Here is a 17,961-nt window from a genome sequence, read left to right as displayed (position 1 = left end):
CAGGAACAATGCATACGGTAATTTGGGATCGTGCTGATCTCTGACCGCGACATACGTGCCGAAATAGACTCCCAGCGGATTGTGCTGGAACCGTACGATCCCGCAATGATCCAGCCGTCCTCAGTGGACGTCCGGATTGACAGGTTCTTCCGGCTTTTCGACAACCACAAGTACGCGCACATTGATCCGGCCGAGGAACAGCCGGAGCTCACGCGCCTGGTGGAAGTGGAGCAGGGCGAGGCATTTATCCTGCACCCGGGCGAGTTCGTGCTGGGCTCCACCTACGAAACGGTGACGCTGCCGGATGACATCGCCGCCCGCCTGGAAGGCAAGTCTTCCCTGGGCCGGCTTGGGCTGCTGACGCACTCCACCGCAGGCTTCATCGATCCCGGGTTCTCCGGCCACGTGACCCTGGAACTCTCCAACATGGCAACCCTGCCCATCAAACTGTGGCCCGGTATGAAAATCGGCCAGCTCTGCTTCTTCCGGCTGACGTCCGCAGCGGAGCACCCCTACGGTTCCGGCGAATACGGCAACCGCTACCAGGGCCAGCGCGGTCCCACCGCCAGCCGCAGCCACCTGAACTTCCACCGCACGGACATTTAGGACCCGGCCGGGTCCGGCGCCGGCTTCCGCTACGCCTTGGCGGCGACGCGGGGACCGCCCAGGATGGCCTTCATCAAAGGTTCCACAAAGCGGGCGGCCAGCGGTCCCACCACGGCCATGATCAGCACGTACGCGGTGGCCAGGGCCGCGAGCTCGTCCGGGACGGCGCCTGAAGTGACCGCGAGCCCGGCGATGACGATGGAGAACTCACCGCGTGCAATAAGGGCTGCCCCGGCCCGGAACCGGCCGGGCCGGGCGATGCCCGCCCTTTTGGCTGCCCAGATGCCGGTGACCATCTTGGTGGCTGCGGTGACAAGTGCCAGCGCCAGCGCCCATCCCAGCACCGGCGGGATGGACGTGGGATCGGTGTTCAGCCCGAAGGCCACAAAGAAGATGGCGGCAAACAGGTCCCGGAGCGGCTCAAGGATCCGGGTGGCGTTATGGGCGGTGGCTCCGGAGATGGCGATGCCCAGCATAAAGGCGCCCACCGCCGCGGAAACCTGCATGGCCGAGGCGACGCCGGCCACCAGCAGCGCGGCCCCCAGCACGTTGAGCAGGAACACCTCGGAGTTCTCGCTGTGCACCGCCTTGGATACGTGGTGCCCGTGGCGCAGCGCCACCACAAGGACGAAGGTGACCACCGCCAGGGCGATGCCCACGGTGGTCAGGCCGCCCAGGAAGCTGACGCCAGCCAGGGTGGCGGTCAGGATGGGCAGGTACACGGCCATGGCCAGGTCCTCGAACACCAGGATGGACAGCACCACCGGCGTTTCGCGGTTGCCCAGCCGGCCCAGGTCCGTGATCACCTTGGCGGCGATGCCGGACGAGGAGATGTAGGTGACGCCGCCCATCACCATGGCGCCTACGCCGCCCCACCCCAGCAGCAGGGCCAGGGCGGCGCCCGGCAGGAAGTTCAGGACCAGGTCAAGGACGCCGGCCTGCCAGGACCTTCGCAGGCCGGTGAAAAGCTCGGCTGCCGTATATTCCAGTCCGAGCATAAGCAGCAGCAGGATCACGCCGATTTCGCCGGAAAGGTGGGCGAACTCGTGCATACCGTCGAGTTTGATGACGCCGCCGGCACCGAAGGCGAGGCCGCCCAGGAGGTACAGCGGGATGGGTGACATTCCGATCCGTCCGGCCAGCCGGGCCAGCAGACCCAGGCAGAACACAACGGCCCCCAGTTCAATGAGGGTCAGGGCCAGCGGGTCCACCGGGATCAGCCGTTGCGCAGGATATCGGCCGCGGAGTCAAGGCCTTCCTGGGTTCCGACAGCCACCAGCAGGTCACCGGTGTGGAGGATGGCATCCGGGCCGGGGGAGGGCAGGACTTCGCCCTCCCGCATGATGGCAACGATGGATACGCCGCACCGCGTCCGGATGCACGCTTTTCCCATGGGCTGGTTCTGGAACGGGGAGCCCGGCGTAATGGAGAACTGCCGCGTGACGATCCCGGGAATGTCCTTGTGCTCTTCCGTCAGTTTCATGGCCAGGTGCTGCCCGCCCAGGAGGTTTCCCAGGGTGGCGGCCTCATCGCCGGTCAGCGGGATTGAGGCCTGGCAGGTATCCGGATCGTCCCAGGTGGAAACGATGAGTTCGGTTTGCCCCTCGCGCAGCTCAACGACACCGATCCGGCGTCCCGTCGCCGTCATGAAATCCTTCCGTCGGCCAAGGCCGGGAAGGTCTGTCTCATCCACATTCATGCGTCCAGCCTAGTCTGCGCCGGCCCCTTGTGGGGTGGATTCAGGACTGCCGGGAATCCGCCCACGTGGTCAGCCGGCCGCACATGCCGTAGCCCTCCTCCGGGCGCTGCCGGGCGGTGGCCACGGCGGAACCGGAGAGCGGCGCAGCGGAGCCCGCAGCCAGGTCTGCCAGCGCCTGCCCGGTTGCCTCCACCTGCCGGCGCACCGTGTCTTCCCAGATTTTTGTCCACTGGGCCACTTTGGGGCGCACCAGTGCTGCCGCGAGGCGGTGGAAGGCCGTCAGGGCCGCCGGTCCCTCACGCCGCACCGATGTATGCAGTTCGGCGTACCCTTCCAGGGCGAGGTCCCGCCGCCGCCGGGCTGCGGCGGCCACCGCGGAGTCTGCAGCGCCCGCGGGCAGGGCCGCGGCTGCGGCATACAGCGCCGGATCCTCGAGGATCCGGCGCGGAAAGGTCAGCACGGAGTCGCCGGCCTCGGGCAGTCCGGCGTTGGACATGATGACGGTCAGGGTGAGGCCATCCGGGTTGACCAGGCGGTGCACGGTGCCGGGGCTGAACCACAACAGGGAACCCGGTTCCAGGACGTGCTCTTCAGCGCCGGCCATGGTCAGGGTATGGACCGCCCCCGAGCCTGCCGTGACCAGGTATGCCTCGGCGGAAACGGTGTGCAGGTGAGGTGAGCCGCCGCATAACCCATCCGCCGCCTCCCAGTCGTAGACGCGGAGGCCGGTCACGGCCGTGCCGCCCGGAAACCCTGGAACCGGCGGCCGGGTCACCGGTCCGCCCCCACGGCTGAGCCGGCGGCCAGGGCCTCCAGCGCGGTTCCGGCCAGGGCTTCAATCCGGCCGGCGTCCGACTGGCCATCGGCGATCACCACTGCGTGGCGGAAGTGCAGCGTGGCGCCGGCGGCGAACAGGACCTCGGTGCTGAAGAACGGGGCCGGCCCCATGCAGGCGAACGGCTCGGACCGGGCAAACCATTCGGGCTGGGGGTTTCCGGCGGCCGGATCGTCCACCATGACCAGGGTGGAGTAGCGGCAGGTTTCGTCGTGCTGGCCCACAAAGGAGAGCCACGGTGCGCGCTTGCCGCGCAGTTCCTCTCCGGTGGCGCCGCCGGGAGCCAGGATGGTGCCGCCGGCAAATGCCCGGGGCCCCCGCCAGAACAGCCCACCATAACCGGCGTTGTCGCGGCCTTCTGTGGTGGGGGAGCCAATCTGGATATCGGCCCCGGAAACATTTGTCATGGCCGTGGCAAACACCAGGGTGTAGCTGCTGTCAGGGCCGGGCACTACGTGGAAGGAACGCTCCTCCGCCACCACCATGACGTCCTGCTGCGTGATCCAGTCCAGGGCGTGGGCAAAACGGAACGTCCCGCCGTCGTCCGTCACGGCTGCCGGCCCCCGGTGCCGCATGGCTCCGTTGTTGGGCAGCCACTGGTAGTCCTTGCCGCGCCGGTAACTGGGCCCGCCCCAGAAATTGTCGGGCCCCAGGTGCGGCAGGGACCAGGCGATGCCCTTGTGCCAGGTGTGGTCGTGCGGACGGTACGCCGTCACCACATCCCCGGCGGGGGTCCGGACGGGGTGGAAGTAGGAGCGCGGGGACTCCACCTGCGGGTCGTCCGCCGCGTAGGTGTAGGTCAGGACCTGGACGCCGTCGAGGGAAAGTTCGACGGCGGCGCCGTCGTCAGTCCACGAGAACGGGCTGGCGGAGGTGCTCATGCGGTGCTCTTTTCAAGTTTCCAGGGTTCGAGGTTGCCGTCGGCGCGGTCGAAGAACGGGTTTCCGTCCGTGATTTCGCCGCGTCGAACGGTGCTGCCGCCGATGGCGGACGCGTAGATGGCGGCGGCGAGTTCCATGGTGCGGTATGCATCGGCCGGTGGTACGGGCAGCGGAGTGCCCGCACTGAGTGCAGCGACGATGTGCGCGTACTGGGCGGCGTGTCCGCTGGGGGTCACCGGCTGGCCGTCGGCCCACGCTGCGGCAAGGTGCTCCTTGCCCGGGGCGGGCGTGAAACGCCAGTGCGCGTCGTCGTAGCCGTAGAGGTGCTCCAGTTCAACGGTGGCGTTTTCGTAGTCCAACCGCAGCTGCGAGGTCTCCCGCGGGGAGATGACGGAGTTGATGACCGTGCTCAGCGCGCCGGATTCAAACCGGACAATTGCGGTGGAAACGTCCTCGGTTTCCGTGCGCCGGGCCAGCCGGCCGGCAAATGCCGTGACTTCCTGCCACGGCCCCCACAGGTGGAGGAGCAGGTCGAACTGGTGGATGCCGTGCCCCATGGTGGGCCCGCCGCCTTCAACATCCCACTTACCGCGCCACGGCACATCAAAGTAGTCCTGGTCCCGGAACCACAGCGTGTTGCAGTATCCGGTCAGCGGGCTGCCCAGGGCGCCGCTCTCCTGCAGGGCCGCAAGTTTCCTGGCGCCGGAGCCGAACCGGTGCTGGAAGATGCAGCTGACCTGCCGGCCTGAGGCCCGCGCCGCAGCTTCAAGTTCCTGCATCTGCAGCAGCGACAGCGCCGGCGGCTTTTCCAGGACCACGTTCAAGCCCAGCGCCAGGGCTTCCAGTGCCAGGGGGGCGTGCGACGACGGCGGCGTGCAGATTGCCACCAGGTCCAGGCCGGCGGCGGCGGCGTCAGCGAGGGTCGGGGCAGTGGCGTTGATGCCCCACTTTTCGGCAAAGGCCGCGGCGCGGCCGGAATCGATGTCCACTGCCACCGCCAGTTCGGCGCCCGCCGCCAGCAGTGCTTCAGCATGGGCGTTGGCGATCCCGCCCGTGCCGACTATTCCCGCCCGGGGGCGGGGAAGGGGTGGTGTCATGGGCGGAACTCCTCGTCATTGAAGCAGAATGTTATCGATCACCTTTATTATGTGATCGATAACGTAATGCCGTCAAGGGCTGGTTCGGAGATGCGTCAGGACGACGGGACCACGGCGATGGGCGCTTTGCCCGGCGATTTCACGGGAAGCAGTACCAGCAGGCCGGCCAGCAGGACCACCATGATGCCAAGGATCCCCCAGCGCTGGGCCTCTCCGGCCGCGACCAGCGGGGTGGCGATGGCGATGCACAGGGTGAACAGCGCCGGAGCCAGGAAGCTGACGGCCCGGCCGGTGGTGGCGTACAGGCCAAACAGTTCGCCGGATTCCCCGTGCGGGGCAAGCCGCGCCAGGTACGCGCGGGACGAGGACTGCGCAGGGCCCACAAAGAGGCAGAGGAACAGCCCGAACACCCAGAAGGTGGTGCTGCCTGCCCACGCCGTGCCGAAGAAGACATGGTCGGCGTTGCCCAGGACCAGGATGAGCGTGCCGGCAACCAGGAGCCCCACCAGGGAGCCGATGATCACGGCCTTGGGCCCCACCCTGTCGTCGAGGAAGCCGCCGAGTACCGCCCCTGCGGCTGCCACCACGTTGCCGAAGATGGCAAAGAAGATCACCTGCGGCAATGCGAACCCGAAGGTGCCGGCGGCGATGATGCCGCCGAAGGTGAACACGGCGGCCAGGCCGTCGCGGAACACGGCGCTGGCGAGCAGGAAGTAGATGGTGTGCGGGCTGGTGGCGTAGATGGCCTTGATCCGCCGGAACAGCAACCCGTAGCTGGCAAGGAACCCCAGCCGCCCCGCCGCGGCCGTTGCCGGCAGCTCGGGGACGGCGAAGAGGACAGGCAAAGCGAAAATGAGGAACCAGAGCGCCGAGAACACGGCCACCAGCCGGATGTTCAGGCCGTCCGCGGTGGCGGAGCCAAACCACTCGAAGCTGGGCTGGACGAACAGCTGCAGCACGATCAGCAGTGCAACGATGCCGCCCAGGTACCCCGAGGCCCAGCCGAATCCACTGACCTTGCCGATGTTTTTCGGCGTTGAGATCTGGGCGAGCATGGCGTTGTAGTTGACCCCGGCAAACTCAAAAAAGACGTTGCCGAGCGCAATCAGGGTGACGCCCAGAATCAGGAACCCGGGCTGGGGGAAGACAAAAAAGCACAGCCCGGTGAGCAGTGCCACGGCGGCCGTGTTGACCCCCAGCCACAGCTTTCGCCTGCCGCCGGCATCAGAGCGTTGCCCGGTGACGGGGGCCAGCAGGGCAATGGCAAGGCCCGCGATGGCCAGCGCACCGCCCAGCACCGCCGAGGCGCGGTCCTCGCCGCCGAACGCATCCGAGGTGAGATAAACGGTGAACACAAACGTGGTCATGACCGCGTTGAAGGCAGCGGAACCCCAGTCCCAGGCCGCCCAGGCCACAATCCGGCCCCTGCTGGAAGCCTGGCTGCCGGTTTCAAGTTCCGAGGACGGGTGCGGTGCCCCGGACACGCTGGCGCTGTTCATAGCTGCATCGTATCCGCCCGTGGCGAACACCAGGTGGACGCAGCCCCGCGATGCCGGGGCATTATGCGCCCGCAACGGCGCAATGTTAAGGACTAACCCGCAGGCCTTGATAAACTGGCCACTCCCAAACCTTACTTTTGCCGTCTGCTCCAACCATTGACAATCGAATTCCTGACGTTGCGGAGATACCAGTGATTACAGTCCTTGCCGTGCACTTTACGGTGGCTGTCCTGGCGCCGCTTATGTTCAGGGCCTGGGGCCGGAACGCGTTCTACGCACTCGCGGCCGTTCCCGCCGGTTCCTTTGTCTGGCTGCTGCTCCAGCACGGTCCCGTCTACTCGGACGCCGGGGCCATCGCCGAGGTGAACCCCTGGATCCCGGGCCTGCACCTCGAATTCGCCTTCCGGATGGACCCGCTGGCCTGGATCCTGTCGCTGCTGGTCCTCGGCGTGGGAGCCCTGGTGCTGGTGTACTGCGCCAAATACTTCGGGAAAAACGACCAGGACCTGGGTGGCTTCGGCGCCCAACTGCTCGCGTTTGCCGGCGCCATGTTCGGCCTGGTGGTGGCCGATGACCTGCTCCTGCTCTTCATCTTCTGGGAACTCACCACCATCCTTTCCTACCTGCTGATCGGTTTCGCCCGCACCCGGCTCGCCGCCCGCAGGTCGGCGTTGCAGGCGCTGATGATCACCACAGCCGGCGGCCTCGCCATGCTGGTGGGCCTGATCATGCTGGGCCACACGGCCGGGACCTACCGCATCTCCGCCATCATGGACATGGCCCCCCAGCTCGTCGCCGGCAGCTCCGGCACCCTGGTGAGCGCCGCCGTCGTCCTGGTCCTGGTAGGTGCGATCACCAAATCAGCGCTGGTCCCCTTCCACTTCTGGCTCCCCGGCGCCATGGCCGCGCCCACCCCGGTCAGTGCGTACCTGCACGCCGCGGCGATGGTGAAGGCAGGCATCTACCTCGTGGCGCGGTTGGCCCCCGGCTTCTCCGAGACCGCGTACTGGCAGCCGGTGGTGCTGGGCCTGGGCCTGGCCACCATGCTGGTGGGCGGCTACCGCGCCCTGCGCCAAACCGACATCAAACTCATCCTGGCCTACGGAACCGTCAGCCAGCTCGGCTTCCTCACCATGGTGGTGGGCCTCGGCACGCCGGACGCTGCCCTCGCCGGACTGGCGATGCTGCTGGCGCATGGCCTGTTCAAAGCGACACTCTTCCTGGTGGTGGGCATCATCGACCACCAGTCCGGCACCCGCGACGTGCGCAAACTCTCCGGCGTCTTCCGGTCCTCCCGGGCCCTGGCCGTGGTGGCCGGCATCGGCGCCGCCTCCATGGCCGGCGTGCCGCTGCTGGCCGGCTTTGTGGCCAAAGAGTCGGTCCTCGAAGCCTTTGTGCACCACGCAGCCGACCCCGAAGCAGGCCCGTGGGGCATGGTGGTCCTGGCCGGGCTGGTCCTGGGATCGGTCCTGACCTTCGCCTACAGCGCCCGGTTTATGTGGGGCGCCTTCGCCAACAAACCCGGCGTGGAACCCACCCCGTTCAAGGCCATCAGCCCCGCGTTCCTCGCGGCGCCGGCCATCCTCAGCCTCCTGACCATCGGGTACGGGCTGTGGCCCGTCCCGGTGGACGCGTGGATCCAGCCGTACGCGGCCCTTTTCGCTTCACCAGCGGCCGACGCCGGCACTCCCGCCGAGCAGGCAGGGCACCTTGCGCTGTGGCATGGACTCACCCCGGCACTGGGCCTGACGGCGCTCACCTTCGTGCTGGGCCTGGCCATGCACTTCGGCCGCAACGCTGTGGCCCGGCTGCAGTCCCTGGTCCCGGCCTGGGTGGACGGGGACCGGGGCTACCAGCTGACCATCGGCGCGCTGGATGACGTCGCTGTGTGGATCACCGGCCGGACCCAGCGCGGTTCGCTGTACTTCTACCTTGCCGTGATCCTCAGCGTGGCCTTCGCACTGCCCCTGACGGTGATGCTTCTCTCCGGCAAGGCCCTCCCGGACAACCTGTACGTGGTGGATCCGGGCTCTCCGCTCCAGATCGTGGTGGGCGCGGTGATCGTGATCGGCGCCCTGGCCGCCGTCAAGGCCAACAAGCGCTTCCTGGCGGTGCTGATGGTGTCCGTGACCGGCTACGGCATCGCCCTGATGTTCGCACTGCAGAGCGCCCCGGACCTGGCGCTGACGCAGATGCTGGTGGAAACCATTGTGCTGGTCGCGTTTGTGCTGGCCATGCGCAGCCTGCCGGCCGAGCTGCGGGACCGCACGGGCGGCAAGTACCGGGTGGCGCGCGTCATCATCGGCCTGGCATTCGGCACAACAATGGTCTTTGCCGCGATCTACGCCATGGGCGCCCGCGTCGCCACACCGGTCTCGCTGCAGTTCCCGCAGCTGGCCTATGAAGGCGGCGGCGGGTTGAACATCGTCAACGTCACACTCGTGGACATCCGGGCCTGGGACACGTTCGGCGAAATCACCGTCCTGGCGCTGGCAGCCACCGGAGTCGCCAGCCTGATCTTCGTCCGCGGCCGCGGCGACAAGATCCAGATGTCCGCCTCCGTGGCCGAAGGCACCGTGGGCCGGCGGCACGGAGTGGATCCGGGTTCGCGTGAAGCCGCCGCGCTGGCCATCAGCCGCAAGTTTGCGTCGGCTACGCGGGATGCCTGGATCGTGGCCGGCCGGACCCTCGCCCCGGAACGCCGCTCCATCATCTTCGAGGTGGTCACCCGGCTGGTTTTCCACTCGATGATCATCTTCTCCCTCTACCTCCTGCTCGCAGGCCACAACCTTCCAGGCGGCGGATTCGCCGGCGGCCTGATGGCCGGCCTGGCGCTGACCATCCGCTACCTCGCCGGTGGCCGCTTCGAACTCCGCGAAGCCACCCCGGTCAGCGCGGGCGGGCTGCTGGGAATCGGGCTTGCCGTGGCCGCGCTGTCGGGGATCGCCCCGCTGCTTCTCGGCGGCCAGGTCTTCCAGAGCGCCATCGTCGAGTTCTGGCTGCCCGTCTTCGGGGACATCAAGTTCGTCACCTCCACACTGTTCGACATCGGGGTCTACATCGTGGTGGTGGGCCTGGTCCTGGACGTGCTGCGCAGCCTCGGAGCCGAAATCGACGAGCACTTCGATGAACGGTCCATGGCGGCCGCCGAAGACGAAGAAGAAACCGGCAGCATTCCTGCCGGGACCACCGTAGAGGCCAAAGCATGAGCGTTAACCTGACCCTCCTGATCATCATGGGAGCGCTGTACGCCTGTGGGATCTACCTGATCCTGGAACGCAGCCTGACCCGGGTGCTGCTGGGGCTGATGCTGCTGGCCAACGCCACCAACCTCCTGATCCTCGCCACCGGCGGCTACGCAGGCCTGGCGCCGTTGTATTCGAAGGACACCGCAGCCGGGGACTACAACGATCCGCTGCCGCAGGCGCTGATCCTCACCTCGATCGTCATCTCCTTCGCGGTGACGGCCTTTATGCTCGGCATCATCTACCGGACCTGGGTACTGGCACGCCGGGACGAGATCCAGGACGACGTGGAGGACCTCCGCGTCGCCGAGACCCCCAGCTTCGACGCCGAAGACGACGCCGAGATCCCCATCGAAACCTCCGAATTCCCGCTCACCATGGTTGGCACCGACGGCGGCGACGTGTCGGATCACGGCAGCCCCGGAGACCCCGCGGACAGGGCCAAGGTGGTGGCCGGCGGCAAGGAAATGCCCGCAGAGGACGCCGCGGCGGAAGAAAAACCCGGCTCCCAAAACGTTGCCCCCACCCCGGAAGGAGACGCTAAGTGAACATCGCAAGCCTGGCTCCACTCGCCGTCGTCCTTCCCATCCTGGGCGCCGCGCTCACCTTCCTGCTGATCCGGCACTCGCGGGCGCAGCGGGCCGTCAGCATCGCCCTGCTGTCCGTGACGCTGCTGCTCGAGTGCTTCCTGCTGGCCAGCGTGTGGGACGGCGGAACGTTCGCCGTGACCCTTGGCGGCTGGATCCCGCCCTTCGGCATCGTTATGGTGGTGGACCAGTTCTCCTCGCTCATGCTGGTGGTTTCCTCCGCCGTGAGCCTTGCCGTCCTGGTCTACGCCACCGGGCAGGGCATGGCGGACGGGGACCACGACGCACCCGTCTCGATCTTCCACCCCACCTACCTGATCCTGGTGGCAGGGGTCTCCAACGCCTTCCTCTCCGGTGACCTGTTCAACCTGTACGTGGGTTTCGAAATCCTGCTGACCGCCAGCTACGTGCTGATGACCCTGGGCGGAACCGGCCCGCGGATCCGGGCCGGCGTCACCTATGTGGTGGTGTCGGTGGTGTCTTCGGTGCTGTTCCTGATCTCCATCGCCATGATCTACGGGGCCACGGGCACCGTGAACATGGCGGACCTGGCCATCAAGCTGGGTGAGCTGGACCAGGGCACGCAGACCCTCCTGCACGTGATGCTGCTGGTGGCGTTCGGGATCAAGGCCGCGGTGTTCCCGCTGTCCTTCTGGCTTCCCGACTCGTATCCCACAGCGCCCGCACCGGTCACCGCCGTTTTCGCCGGCCTGCTCACCAAGGTGGGTGTGTACGCGATTGTCCGCACCGAAACGCTGCTGTTCCCCGGTGACTCGCTGAACACGCCGCTGATGGTGGCGGCCCTGCTGACGATGGTGGTGGGAATCCTCGGTGCGCTGGCGCAAAGCGACATCAAGCGTCTGCTGTCCTTCACCCTGGTCAGCCACATCGGCTACATGGTGTTCGGGCTGGCCATGTCCTCCAAAGCCGGGTTGGGTGCCGCTGTGTTCTACGTGGCACACCACATCACCATCCAGACCAGCCTGTTCCTGGTTACGGGCTTGATCGAACGCCGTGGCGGCAGTTCCTCCGTGGACCGCCTGGGCGGACTGGCCAAGCTCTCGCCGCTGCTGGCGCTGCTGTTTTTCATCCCCGGCATGAACCTGGCCGGCATCCCGCCGTTCTCCGGGTTCCTGGGGAAAGTGGGGCTCCTGCAGGCAGGCGTGGAACTTGGCACCCCGCTGGCGTACGCCCTGGTGATTGGCGGCGTCGTGACCAGCCTGCTCACGCTCCTGGCCGTCGCCAGGGTCTGGAACCGTGCCTTCTGGCGCCGGCCCACAGATGCCGAACATCCGGACCCCGTTCTGCTGGCAGACCCCGAAGACCCGGAGGCCCTGCAGCCCGCCGGAGCCGGCCGGACCGGCATGATGGTCTCCAACCGCACGGGAACGGCGCGGCGCGCCATGCTGATGCCCCGGACCATGGTGGGCTCCACCCTGGGGCTGGTGGTGCTGGGCGTGGCCCTGACCGTCTTTGCCGGGCCGCTGTTTGAACTCTCGGACCGGGCCGCGCAGGACATGCTGGACCGGGCGCCGTACATCCAGGCAGTCCTGGGCGATGACACGGTGGTTCCGCCGGCACCCGCCCTTGGAGGAGGAAAATGAGCCGCCGCCGGATTTCGCTGCGCCAGGAACTGCCTCTGCTGGTGTGGCTGGTGATTGTGTGGGGCGCCCTGTGGCAGGACTTCAGCCCCGGAAACCTGCTCTTCGGCGCCTTGCTGGCCATCGCCGTCGCCCGGTTGTTCTACCTTCCGCCGGTTGAACTCAGCGGCCGGTTCAACGTCCTGCAGGCTGTCCCGTTTGCGTTGTCCTTCCTGGGCAAGGTGGTGGTGGCCAGCGGACAGATCCTCTACCTGGCGCTGGTCCGAGGCCCCAAGGTCACCAACGCCGTGGTGGCGGTGACCCTGCGGAGCCGCCAGGACCTGATGGTCACCGCCGTGGGGCACGTGATTTCGCTGATTCCCGGTTCCCTGGTGGTGGAGGTGGACCGGTCAACCTCCACGCTGTACCTGCACGCCATCAACATCAGCTCCCCGGAAGCCGTGGAGAACCTGAAAAACGAGGTGCGCGGCATCGAAGCGGCACTGATCCGGATCATGGGCACCCCTGAAGAGCTTGAACTTGTCCGGACGGAGGCGGCCGCATGATGCAGGCAGTCCTGGTGGCTACCGCCATCATCTTCTCTCTGGCCGCCGCCGGCGCCATCCTCCGGATCGCCCGCGGACCGTCGCTGCTGGACCGCGTGCTGGCGGCGGACGTGCTGCTGGCCATCCTGGGTGGTGCGCTGTGTGTGGACATGGCCGTGAACCGGCACCTGAACAACCTGATGCTGGTGGTTGCCATTTCCATCATCGGCTTCATCGGGTCCGTCACCGTGGCCCGGTTCGTGGCTGACCGAAGGGAACAACAGCCTCATGAATCCTGATTTCACCGGAGTGGACGCCTGGGTGGACCTGGCCTCGGCTGTGTTTATGATCGTGGGCGCCATCATGTCCCTGGGCGCAGCGATCGGGCTGCTCCGTTTCCCGGACCTGCTCAGCCGCATGCACGCCGCCACCAAACCGCAGGTGCTGGGCCTCTTCCTCCTCCTGGCGGCCATTGGCCTGCAGATGCGCACCTGGTGGGTATGGCCCGTGCTGGTGGTGGCCTGGATCTTCCAGCTGCTGACGGTTCCCGTCTCGGCCCACATGGTGGGCCGCGCCGGCTACCGCACCAAGCACCTGCACCGGGAGCTCCTCACCTCCGACGACCTCGAGGAAGTGGTGCAGAAAGCTGCCGCCAAGGCCGCCGCCGACGAAACCCGCGACGGCGACTGAGCCTTAAGACACTGACGGCGGGTCCGGATGATCCGGGCCCGCCGTCAGTCGCTTAAGCGGTGCTGCCTGTGCCTGTCAGACGACGTCGGCGCTCTTGGCGAACCTGGCGATCGCACGCTGCGTGCCACGGTTGGTGAGCACCTGGATGATGGTGCTGACGGAAGCCGAGATCAGCGCGAAGGTCAGCGCCGAGCGGAGGCTGGTGGGCGTGTCGTCCTTGCCGGTGGGGGCCTGCTTGCCGGTGGACTTTTCCCAGACGGCGTTGACCAGCTTGGTGCCGACCAGGCCGGCGCCGAGGCTGATGCCGGTGCCGAGCAGCTTGATGAAGAGGTTCATTCCTTATACTCCTTGCGGACGGAAAACATACTCCCCCAGCCTAGCGGCAAGCAGCGGCGCACGAGTTCCCTACGGCGACCGGACCAGGCCCTCCCAGGCAACGTCCCAGTCGGCGGGGAACCCGGGGGCGGACCGCTCCGGCCCGTCGTCCCAGCCGGCAGCCATCAGCGCCACCGCAGCCAGCAGCCCGCCGTTGCCCGGCAGGTACAGCGGCAGGGAATCTGTTTGCCGGTTGTGCCCGTTGGGAAGAATGAGGTTCTTGCCGGCATCGAGCAGCAGGGCGTCCACCGCCGCTTCCGGATCGTCCAGCCGGGCGGCGGTCATGGCCAGGACGGGATAGTCCCAGCCCCACGTGCTGTCCCAGTCCCAGTCCGCGAGGACCTCCCGCAGCGTTGCCCGCATAATCGCCGGGTCCACCAGCCCGGTCTGCGGCAGGACGCCCAGGGCGCACAGCATTGACGGATGGTCGGTGCGGATGGTGAAGGGTTCGACGTCGATCGCCGCGTACGTGCCGTCCATAACCTTGGGGGGCACCATGCCGGCCGCTACGGCTTCCCAGTCCTCCCGGGGCGGCAGGCCGAGCCGTTCGCGCCATGCCGAGGCCAGCCTGAGTGCCCACTGCCAGTACGCGAGTTCGAAGGTGGGATTGCTGGCCGTCCCCCGGACTGATTCGTAGCTTTCCTGGGCCGGAACCAGGGGCGGGCCCAGTTCGAAGCCACGGGCAGTGGGGTGGGCGAAGGACGCCATGAAGTCGGCGGTGGCGAACACCACCTCCGCGAACTCGGCCAGGAGCTCACGGGACGGCTCGGCGCGGTAGGCCAGTTCGGCCAGGTGGATCGGGTGCGGCTGCTGCCAGATCAGGAAGGTGCCGATCGGGCTGGGGCTTTCCCGCCCGTCCGGACCCACTTGCTTGGGCCAGCGGACGCCGTCGAACCCCTGGTCCTTGGCCGTTTGCCGCCCGCTGTCCATCACCGTGGCGTACCAGCGCAGCGCCGGCAGCAGCAGGGCCGTCCGGTTCCAGGTGGCGAAATGAGCCGCGTGCCACCAGTGCATCTCCAGGTGGAAGCGGCCGCGCCAGGAGTTGCACACCAACCCGGTTTCCTGGGGCGGCAACGATCCGGAGCAGTTGATGGCGGTGAGGTACTGCGAGAGGACGGTGCGGCGCTCCACTTCCAGGGCGCGGGGATCCGCCGTCCCGGAAAGGTCGACTGCGGCGCCGGACTTCCAGAAGGTAGCCCAGCCTTGGCGGGACGCATCGATCACGGCGGTGCCGGCTTCCGCTGCGGTTGCCGCCGCCGGGGCAGCGGCTGGTTCCGGTGTGGCGGGTTTGCCGATGCCGCTGATGCCGCCCGTTCCGCGGGGCAGGCAGTCGCCTTGCCCGGCGCTGACGAAGTGGACCGCGAAGTCCAGGACTTCCTGCCCGGGTTCGGCGCGGATCAGCACCTCGTGCCTGCCCGTCTGCTCAACCACCAGGCCGGTGCCGGTGATGGCCACCTGGTAGCCGGAACCGTCAAGGTCCCGCTGAATCACCCAGCGCTGTGGTTCGGCTTCCGCCACCCGGGTGGAGTGGGCTGCCGGCTGGTCCCAGTCCGCGGCGTTATGCCAGGCTTCGGAGCCGTACGGGAAGGCCAGCGTGACGGCCAGGCCCTGGTCCAGCGCCGCCGATTCGATGCGGAACCCCAGCAGGTCTTGTTCGGGGTGGCACGCAGTGGTGACATGGGCGGGGTGCCCGCTCAGTGCGAAGGTGCTGGTTGCTGTCCCGGTCCAGAGGTCCAGTATCTGCCGGGGGTCCACGATGTCCGCGGCCTGGATGTCCGGGTTGTCCCTGTCCGGAAGGCTGAAGCCGATTCGGCCCAGGTCAAGCCGGTGCGGGTTGGCCCGCAGCCAGGTTTCGGCGCGGGACGTGTCCGTCTCGCGGCCGTCAACAATGTCACCCACCATGTCCACGTAGGGCACCGGGCCGCGCGGCGAATCGTACGTGACGGTGGAACCGGCCAAGGAGTACTCGCCGTCGGCCGGAACGGCGTGCCAGCCCCATTGGGACTGGGTGCCCAGCAGCGTGCCCGGTGGGAGTTCACTGCGGGCACCCACCGGGTAACGGCCAGGCATGCTTTGCATTCCGGTCAGGTCCAGGGTGAAGCAGAACTCCCCGTTCCCCACCGAAACAGGGCTCCGCGGGTCCAGGCTTTGCTGGTGCACGTTATGGCGGCGCACCAGGGATTGACGGTCAATGGCAGTGTGCTGGCTGCGCAAGGCGCACGCCCTCCTCCGGTGAGAAAACGCTTTCTAAGCATCCTTTCCCGTGGCCCGGCGTCTGTCAACCACGGACCGCCCAGGGGGTGGTCCGTTCAGGCGGCAGGTGGTCCGCTGCGGAACCTGACCATCTTGTGCGAGCCGTCGCAATAAGGCTTGATGGCGGATGCGCCGCAGCGGCACAATGCCACGGTTTGCCGGTCGCGGGGGACTGCATCCCCTGACGGCGTGACAATCTCGAAGCTGCCGCGGATAATCAGAGGCCCATCCGGGCAAACCACGATTGAGCTTTCGGCCGGCCCCCCATCAGGGTTCACGCCGCAACCGCCACGGTTGGCCGGAGGGACGTTCCACCGTTTTCCCAGCAGGAAAGCAGGTGGCTGGACTGCCGGAGGTCCAGGGCAAGGGCAGCTGTTGCACCGAAGAGGACGTCGCCCAGCAACCTGGGCTCCGCCTCCACCAGGCCACCCGCCAGGTCACGGCCGGCGATTTGCTCGTGGACTGCATCGGCTTCCACATGCTCGTCGAAGTAATGGGTTACGGCTTTGTTGTAGCCATGCCTGCGGAATCCCTGGCTGTAGAGGCGGTTGGGCTGTGACGAGGTCATCTCATACATGGCCAGGTGCCCGGCGATCGCCCCGCGCAGCCGGCGGTTCAAGCCGCACAGGGACATGAAGTTCACCGCCGCCAGGGATACGGCCGGTACGGTGTCCAGATATCCGCCGTAGGTGTCGTCCAGGTCAAGGCCCCGCATGGTCCGGGCGAACAAGGCGGCGTGCATCCGCTCAGGCCGGCCGCCGCCGTATTCATCCGCCTGGATCTCCACCAGGGCGGCTTTTGGCCGGCCGCTCAGGCGGGGAATCGCCCAGGTGTGGGGGTCGGCTTCCTTGAGCTGGTAAACAGACTTGTGGATCAGGAATTCCCTCAGTTGGGCCAGGCTGGCCTTCTTCGCGACGAAACGCGAGACGCTGGGGCCGGCGTCGCGGCCGGCCAGGCTGAAGAGGATGTCCGCGACGCCGTCGCTGGTCATCGGTTCCCCATGATGGGGAAGCCCGTGGACCAGCGGGGCGGCCTCGTTGCGCACGGAATCTTCGAAGGGCTTCTCCAGGAGCTGGCGTGCCCCAATCAGGTCCGGCTCCCATTCCCAGGCGTCGTCCACCCCGTCCAGGCCGGAATAGTGCAGCTCGTAGAGGCAGAAGAGCGTGAGCTGGATGTCATCGTCCACCACAAGGTCCCCCGCTGCGGCCAGGCGGGCGTGGATCTCCTGCCGGAGTCCGGCCAGTCCTAAAGCGGTCCGTGTTGGCTCCGGACCGCGGGCAAGGACGCGGAACAGCTCGTGGCTGATGGGCCCTCTGGCTTCTGGAATCTTCATGGTGCTCCTTTGACGTGATGACCTGGCGCCCCGTCTGGTCCGTTCGCCAGACCCACGCCCAGGTGCGGCCGGTTACGCCAGCCTCTCCAGTCGATCACCTTAATAGTAAGCATGATTACTATATTAAAGCGAAGTGCCGGGTCCGGATTCCGCGGCAGGCCCGGCCGCCTGTTAGCTGACGAAGGCCTTCATCCAGGTTTTGAGGTCTTCGCCGAATTCCACGCGCTCGGAGGCCAGGGTGATGACGGCCTTGAGGTAGCTGAGCTTGTCGCCGGTGTCGTACCGGCGGCCCTTGAAGACCACCCCGTACACGCCGGAGCCGTTGCCCTCGCCGGCGGCAAGGGTCTGCAGCGCATCGGTCAGCTGGATTTCGTTACCGCGGCCGGGAGTCGTGTTCTCCAGGACACCGAACACGGCCGGGTGCAGCACGTACCGGCCGATCACGGCCAGGTTGGACGGGGCCTCGCCCACGGCGGGCTTTTCCACCAGGGAGTTCACGCGGACGTAGTCCTCGCCTTCCACCACGGAGATGTCGGCGCAGCCATAGGCGCTGATCTGCGAGGGGTCAACCTCGATCAGGGCGATCACCGATCCGCCGGTCTTCTGCTGGACCTCCATCATGGTGCTCAGCAGGGACTCGGCCTCATCGATGAGGTCATCCCCCAGGAGCACCGCGAACGGCTCGTTGCCCACGTGCTGGCTGGCGCACAGCACCGCATGGCCCAGGCCCTTGGCC

18 protein-coding genes are annotated in these 17,961 nt (G+C 67.2%); 7 read left to right on the top strand and 11 right to left on the bottom strand.

Annotation, left to right across the window (positions count from 1 at the left end; translation table 11 throughout):
• Positions 1–30: 30 nt before the first annotated feature.
• Positions 31–606 carry a dCTP deaminase gene (gene dcd / locus ACU18_RS09280; protein ID WP_050685269.1) on the top strand — a complete coding sequence of 192 codons (576 nt, stop codon included), beginning with the start codon at positions 31–33 and terminating at the stop codon, positions 604–606.
• A gap of 29 nt (positions 607–635) precedes the next feature.
• Here the strand turns inward: dcd and ACU18_RS09275 are convergent, their stop codons facing one another.
• From ACU18_RS09275 to ACU18_RS09250, 6 genes are all read right to left on the bottom strand, one after another.
• On the bottom strand, positions 636–1,817 hold the full coding sequence (locus ACU18_RS09275) for a cation:proton antiporter (RefSeq protein WP_050685268.1): 1,182 nt from the start codon (positions 1,815–1,817) through the stop codon (positions 636–638).
• 5 nt (positions 1,818–1,822) lie between these two features.
• Entirely contained in the window at positions 1,823–2,305 is a 483-nt protein-coding gene (locus ACU18_RS09270; protein ID WP_050685267.1) for a cation:proton antiporter regulatory subunit, read from the bottom strand.
• 40 nt (positions 2,306–2,345) lie between these two features.
• Positions 2,346–3,038, bottom strand: coding sequence for a cupin domain-containing protein (locus tag ACU18_RS09265; RefSeq protein ID WP_231686040.1), 693 nt, complete (start codon positions 3,036–3,038; stop codon positions 2,346–2,348).
• 38 nt (positions 3,039–3,076) lie between these two features.
• Entirely contained in the window at positions 3,077–4,021 is a 945-nt protein-coding gene (locus ACU18_RS09260; protein ID WP_050685265.1) for a PmoA family protein, read from the bottom strand.
• The gene (locus tag ACU18_RS09255; protein WP_050685264.1) at positions 4,018–5,118 is read right to left on the bottom strand and encodes a Gfo/Idh/MocA family protein; all 1,101 of its coding nucleotides are present in this window, start codon (positions 5,116–5,118) and stop codon (positions 4,018–4,020) included. The genes ACU18_RS09260 and ACU18_RS09255 overlap by 4 nt, the downstream gene beginning before the upstream one ends.
• A gap of 95 nt (positions 5,119–5,213) precedes the next feature.
• Positions 5,214–6,617, bottom strand: a complete 1,404-nt coding sequence (locus ACU18_RS09250; protein WP_050685263.1) for an MFS transporter — start codon at positions 6,615–6,617, stop codon at positions 5,214–5,216.
• A gap of 191 nt (positions 6,618–6,808) precedes the next feature.
• Here ACU18_RS09250 and ACU18_RS09245 point away from each other — a divergent pair, with 191 nt between their 5' ends.
• The 6 genes from ACU18_RS09245 to mnhG are packed head-to-tail and all read left to right on the top strand — an operon-like array spanning position 6,809 to position 13,264.
• Complete coding sequence (locus tag ACU18_RS09245; RefSeq protein ID WP_050685262.1) at positions 6,809–9,826, top strand: Na+/H+ antiporter subunit A; 3,018 nt, start codon at positions 6,809–6,811, stop codon at positions 9,824–9,826.
• On the top strand, positions 9,823–10,410 hold the full coding sequence (locus ACU18_RS09240; protein ID WP_050685261.1) for a Na(+)/H(+) antiporter subunit C: 588 nt from the start codon (positions 9,823–9,825) through the stop codon (positions 10,408–10,410). The genes ACU18_RS09245 and ACU18_RS09240 overlap by 4 nt, the downstream gene beginning before the upstream one ends.
• A complete protein-coding gene (locus ACU18_RS09235; RefSeq protein WP_050685260.1) occupies positions 10,407–12,053 on the top strand; it encodes a Na+/H+ antiporter subunit D in 1,647 nt (548 codons plus the stop codon). Before ACU18_RS09240 ends, ACU18_RS09235 begins: the two co-directional genes overlap by 4 nt.
• The gene (locus tag ACU18_RS09230; protein WP_050685259.1) at positions 12,050–12,595 is read left to right on the top strand and encodes a Na+/H+ antiporter subunit E; all 546 of its coding nucleotides are present in this window, start codon (positions 12,050–12,052) and stop codon (positions 12,593–12,595) included. Before ACU18_RS09235 ends, ACU18_RS09230 begins: the two co-directional genes overlap by 4 nt.
• Positions 12,592–12,873, top strand: coding sequence for a monovalent cation/H+ antiporter complex subunit F (locus tag ACU18_RS09225; RefSeq protein ID WP_050685258.1), 282 nt, complete (start codon positions 12,592–12,594; stop codon positions 12,871–12,873). Before ACU18_RS09230 ends, ACU18_RS09225 begins: the two co-directional genes overlap by 4 nt.
• Entirely contained in the window at positions 12,863–13,264 is a 402-nt protein-coding gene (gene mnhG, locus ACU18_RS09220; RefSeq protein ID WP_050685257.1) for a monovalent cation/H(+) antiporter subunit G, read from the top strand. Before ACU18_RS09225 ends, mnhG begins: the two co-directional genes overlap by 11 nt.
• A gap of 75 nt (positions 13,265–13,339) precedes the next feature.
• Here mnhG and ACU18_RS09215 read toward each other — a convergent pair whose 3' ends face one another.
• From ACU18_RS09215 to ACU18_RS09200, 5 genes are all read right to left on the bottom strand, one after another.
• Positions 13,340–13,600, bottom strand: coding sequence for a DUF4235 domain-containing protein (locus ACU18_RS09215; RefSeq protein WP_050685256.1), 261 nt, complete (start codon positions 13,598–13,600; stop codon positions 13,340–13,342).
• Positions 13,601–13,669: 69 nt separating this feature from the next.
• On the bottom strand, positions 13,670–15,853 hold the full coding sequence (locus tag ACU18_RS09210) for a hypothetical protein (protein WP_050685255.1): 2,184 nt from the start codon (positions 15,851–15,853) through the stop codon (positions 13,670–13,672).
• 95 nt (positions 15,854–15,948) lie between these two features.
• Positions 15,949–16,134 carry a CDGSH iron-sulfur domain-containing protein gene (locus ACU18_RS19270; protein WP_432246065.1) on the bottom strand — a complete coding sequence of 62 codons (186 nt, stop codon included), beginning with the start codon at positions 16,132–16,134 and terminating at the stop codon, positions 15,949–15,951.
• Between the two features lie 32 nt (positions 16,135–16,166).
• Positions 16,167–17,225, bottom strand: a complete 1,059-nt coding sequence (locus ACU18_RS09205; protein WP_050685254.1) for an iron-containing redox enzyme family protein — start codon at positions 17,223–17,225, stop codon at positions 16,167–16,169.
• A 171-nt stretch (positions 17,226–17,396) separates the two neighbouring features.
• On the bottom strand, positions 17,397–17,961 hold a 565-nt coding region (locus ACU18_RS09200; RefSeq protein WP_269430532.1), incomplete at its 5' end, for a UTP--glucose-1-phosphate uridylyltransferase.

It is taken from the genome of Arthrobacter sp. ZBG10, from assembly GCF_001238605.1.
Classification (GTDB): Bacteria; Actinomycetota; Actinomycetes; order Actinomycetales; family Micrococcaceae; genus Arthrobacter.
Note: the sequence above shows the minus strand (reverse complement) of the source record. Positions and strands in the feature narration are given on the sequence as shown.

What these genes read in the sequence shown, in the direction of transcription:
- ACU18_RS09205 (WP_050685254.1), bottom strand. Translation starts at nt 17,225, where the DNA reads ATGAAGATTCCAGAAGCCAGAGGGCCCATCAGCCACGAGCTGTTCCGC.
- ACU18_RS09225 (WP_050685258.1), top strand. Translation starts at nt 12,592, where the DNA reads ATGATGCAGGCAGTCCTGGTGGCTACCGCCATCATCTTCTCTCTGGCC.
- ACU18_RS09260 (WP_050685265.1), bottom strand. Translation starts at nt 4,021, where the DNA reads ATGAGCACCTCCGCCAGCCCGTTCTCGTGGACTGACGACGGCGCCGCC.
- ACU18_RS09270 (WP_050685267.1), bottom strand. Translation starts at nt 2,305, where the DNA reads ATGAATGTGGATGAGACAGACCTTCCCGGCCTTGGCCGACGGAAGGAT.
- ACU18_RS09250 (WP_050685263.1), bottom strand. Translation starts at nt 6,617, where the DNA reads ATGAACAGCGCCAGCGTGTCCGGGGCACCGCACCCGTCCTCGGAACTT.
- ACU18_RS09230 (WP_050685259.1), top strand. Translation starts at nt 12,050, where the DNA reads ATGAGCCGCCGCCGGATTTCGCTGCGCCAGGAACTGCCTCTGCTGGTG.
- ACU18_RS09240 (WP_050685261.1), top strand. Translation starts at nt 9,823, where the DNA reads ATGAGCGTTAACCTGACCCTCCTGATCATCATGGGAGCGCTGTACGCC.
- mnhG (WP_050685257.1), top strand. Translation starts at nt 12,863, where the DNA reads ATGAATCCTGATTTCACCGGAGTGGACGCCTGGGTGGACCTGGCCTCG.
- ACU18_RS09215 (WP_050685256.1), bottom strand. Translation starts at nt 13,600, where the DNA reads ATGAACCTCTTCATCAAGCTGCTCGGCACCGGCATCAGCCTCGGCGCC.
- ACU18_RS09255 (WP_050685264.1), bottom strand. Translation starts at nt 5,118, where the DNA reads ATGACACCACCCCTTCCCCGCCCCCGGGCGGGAATAGTCGGCACGGGC.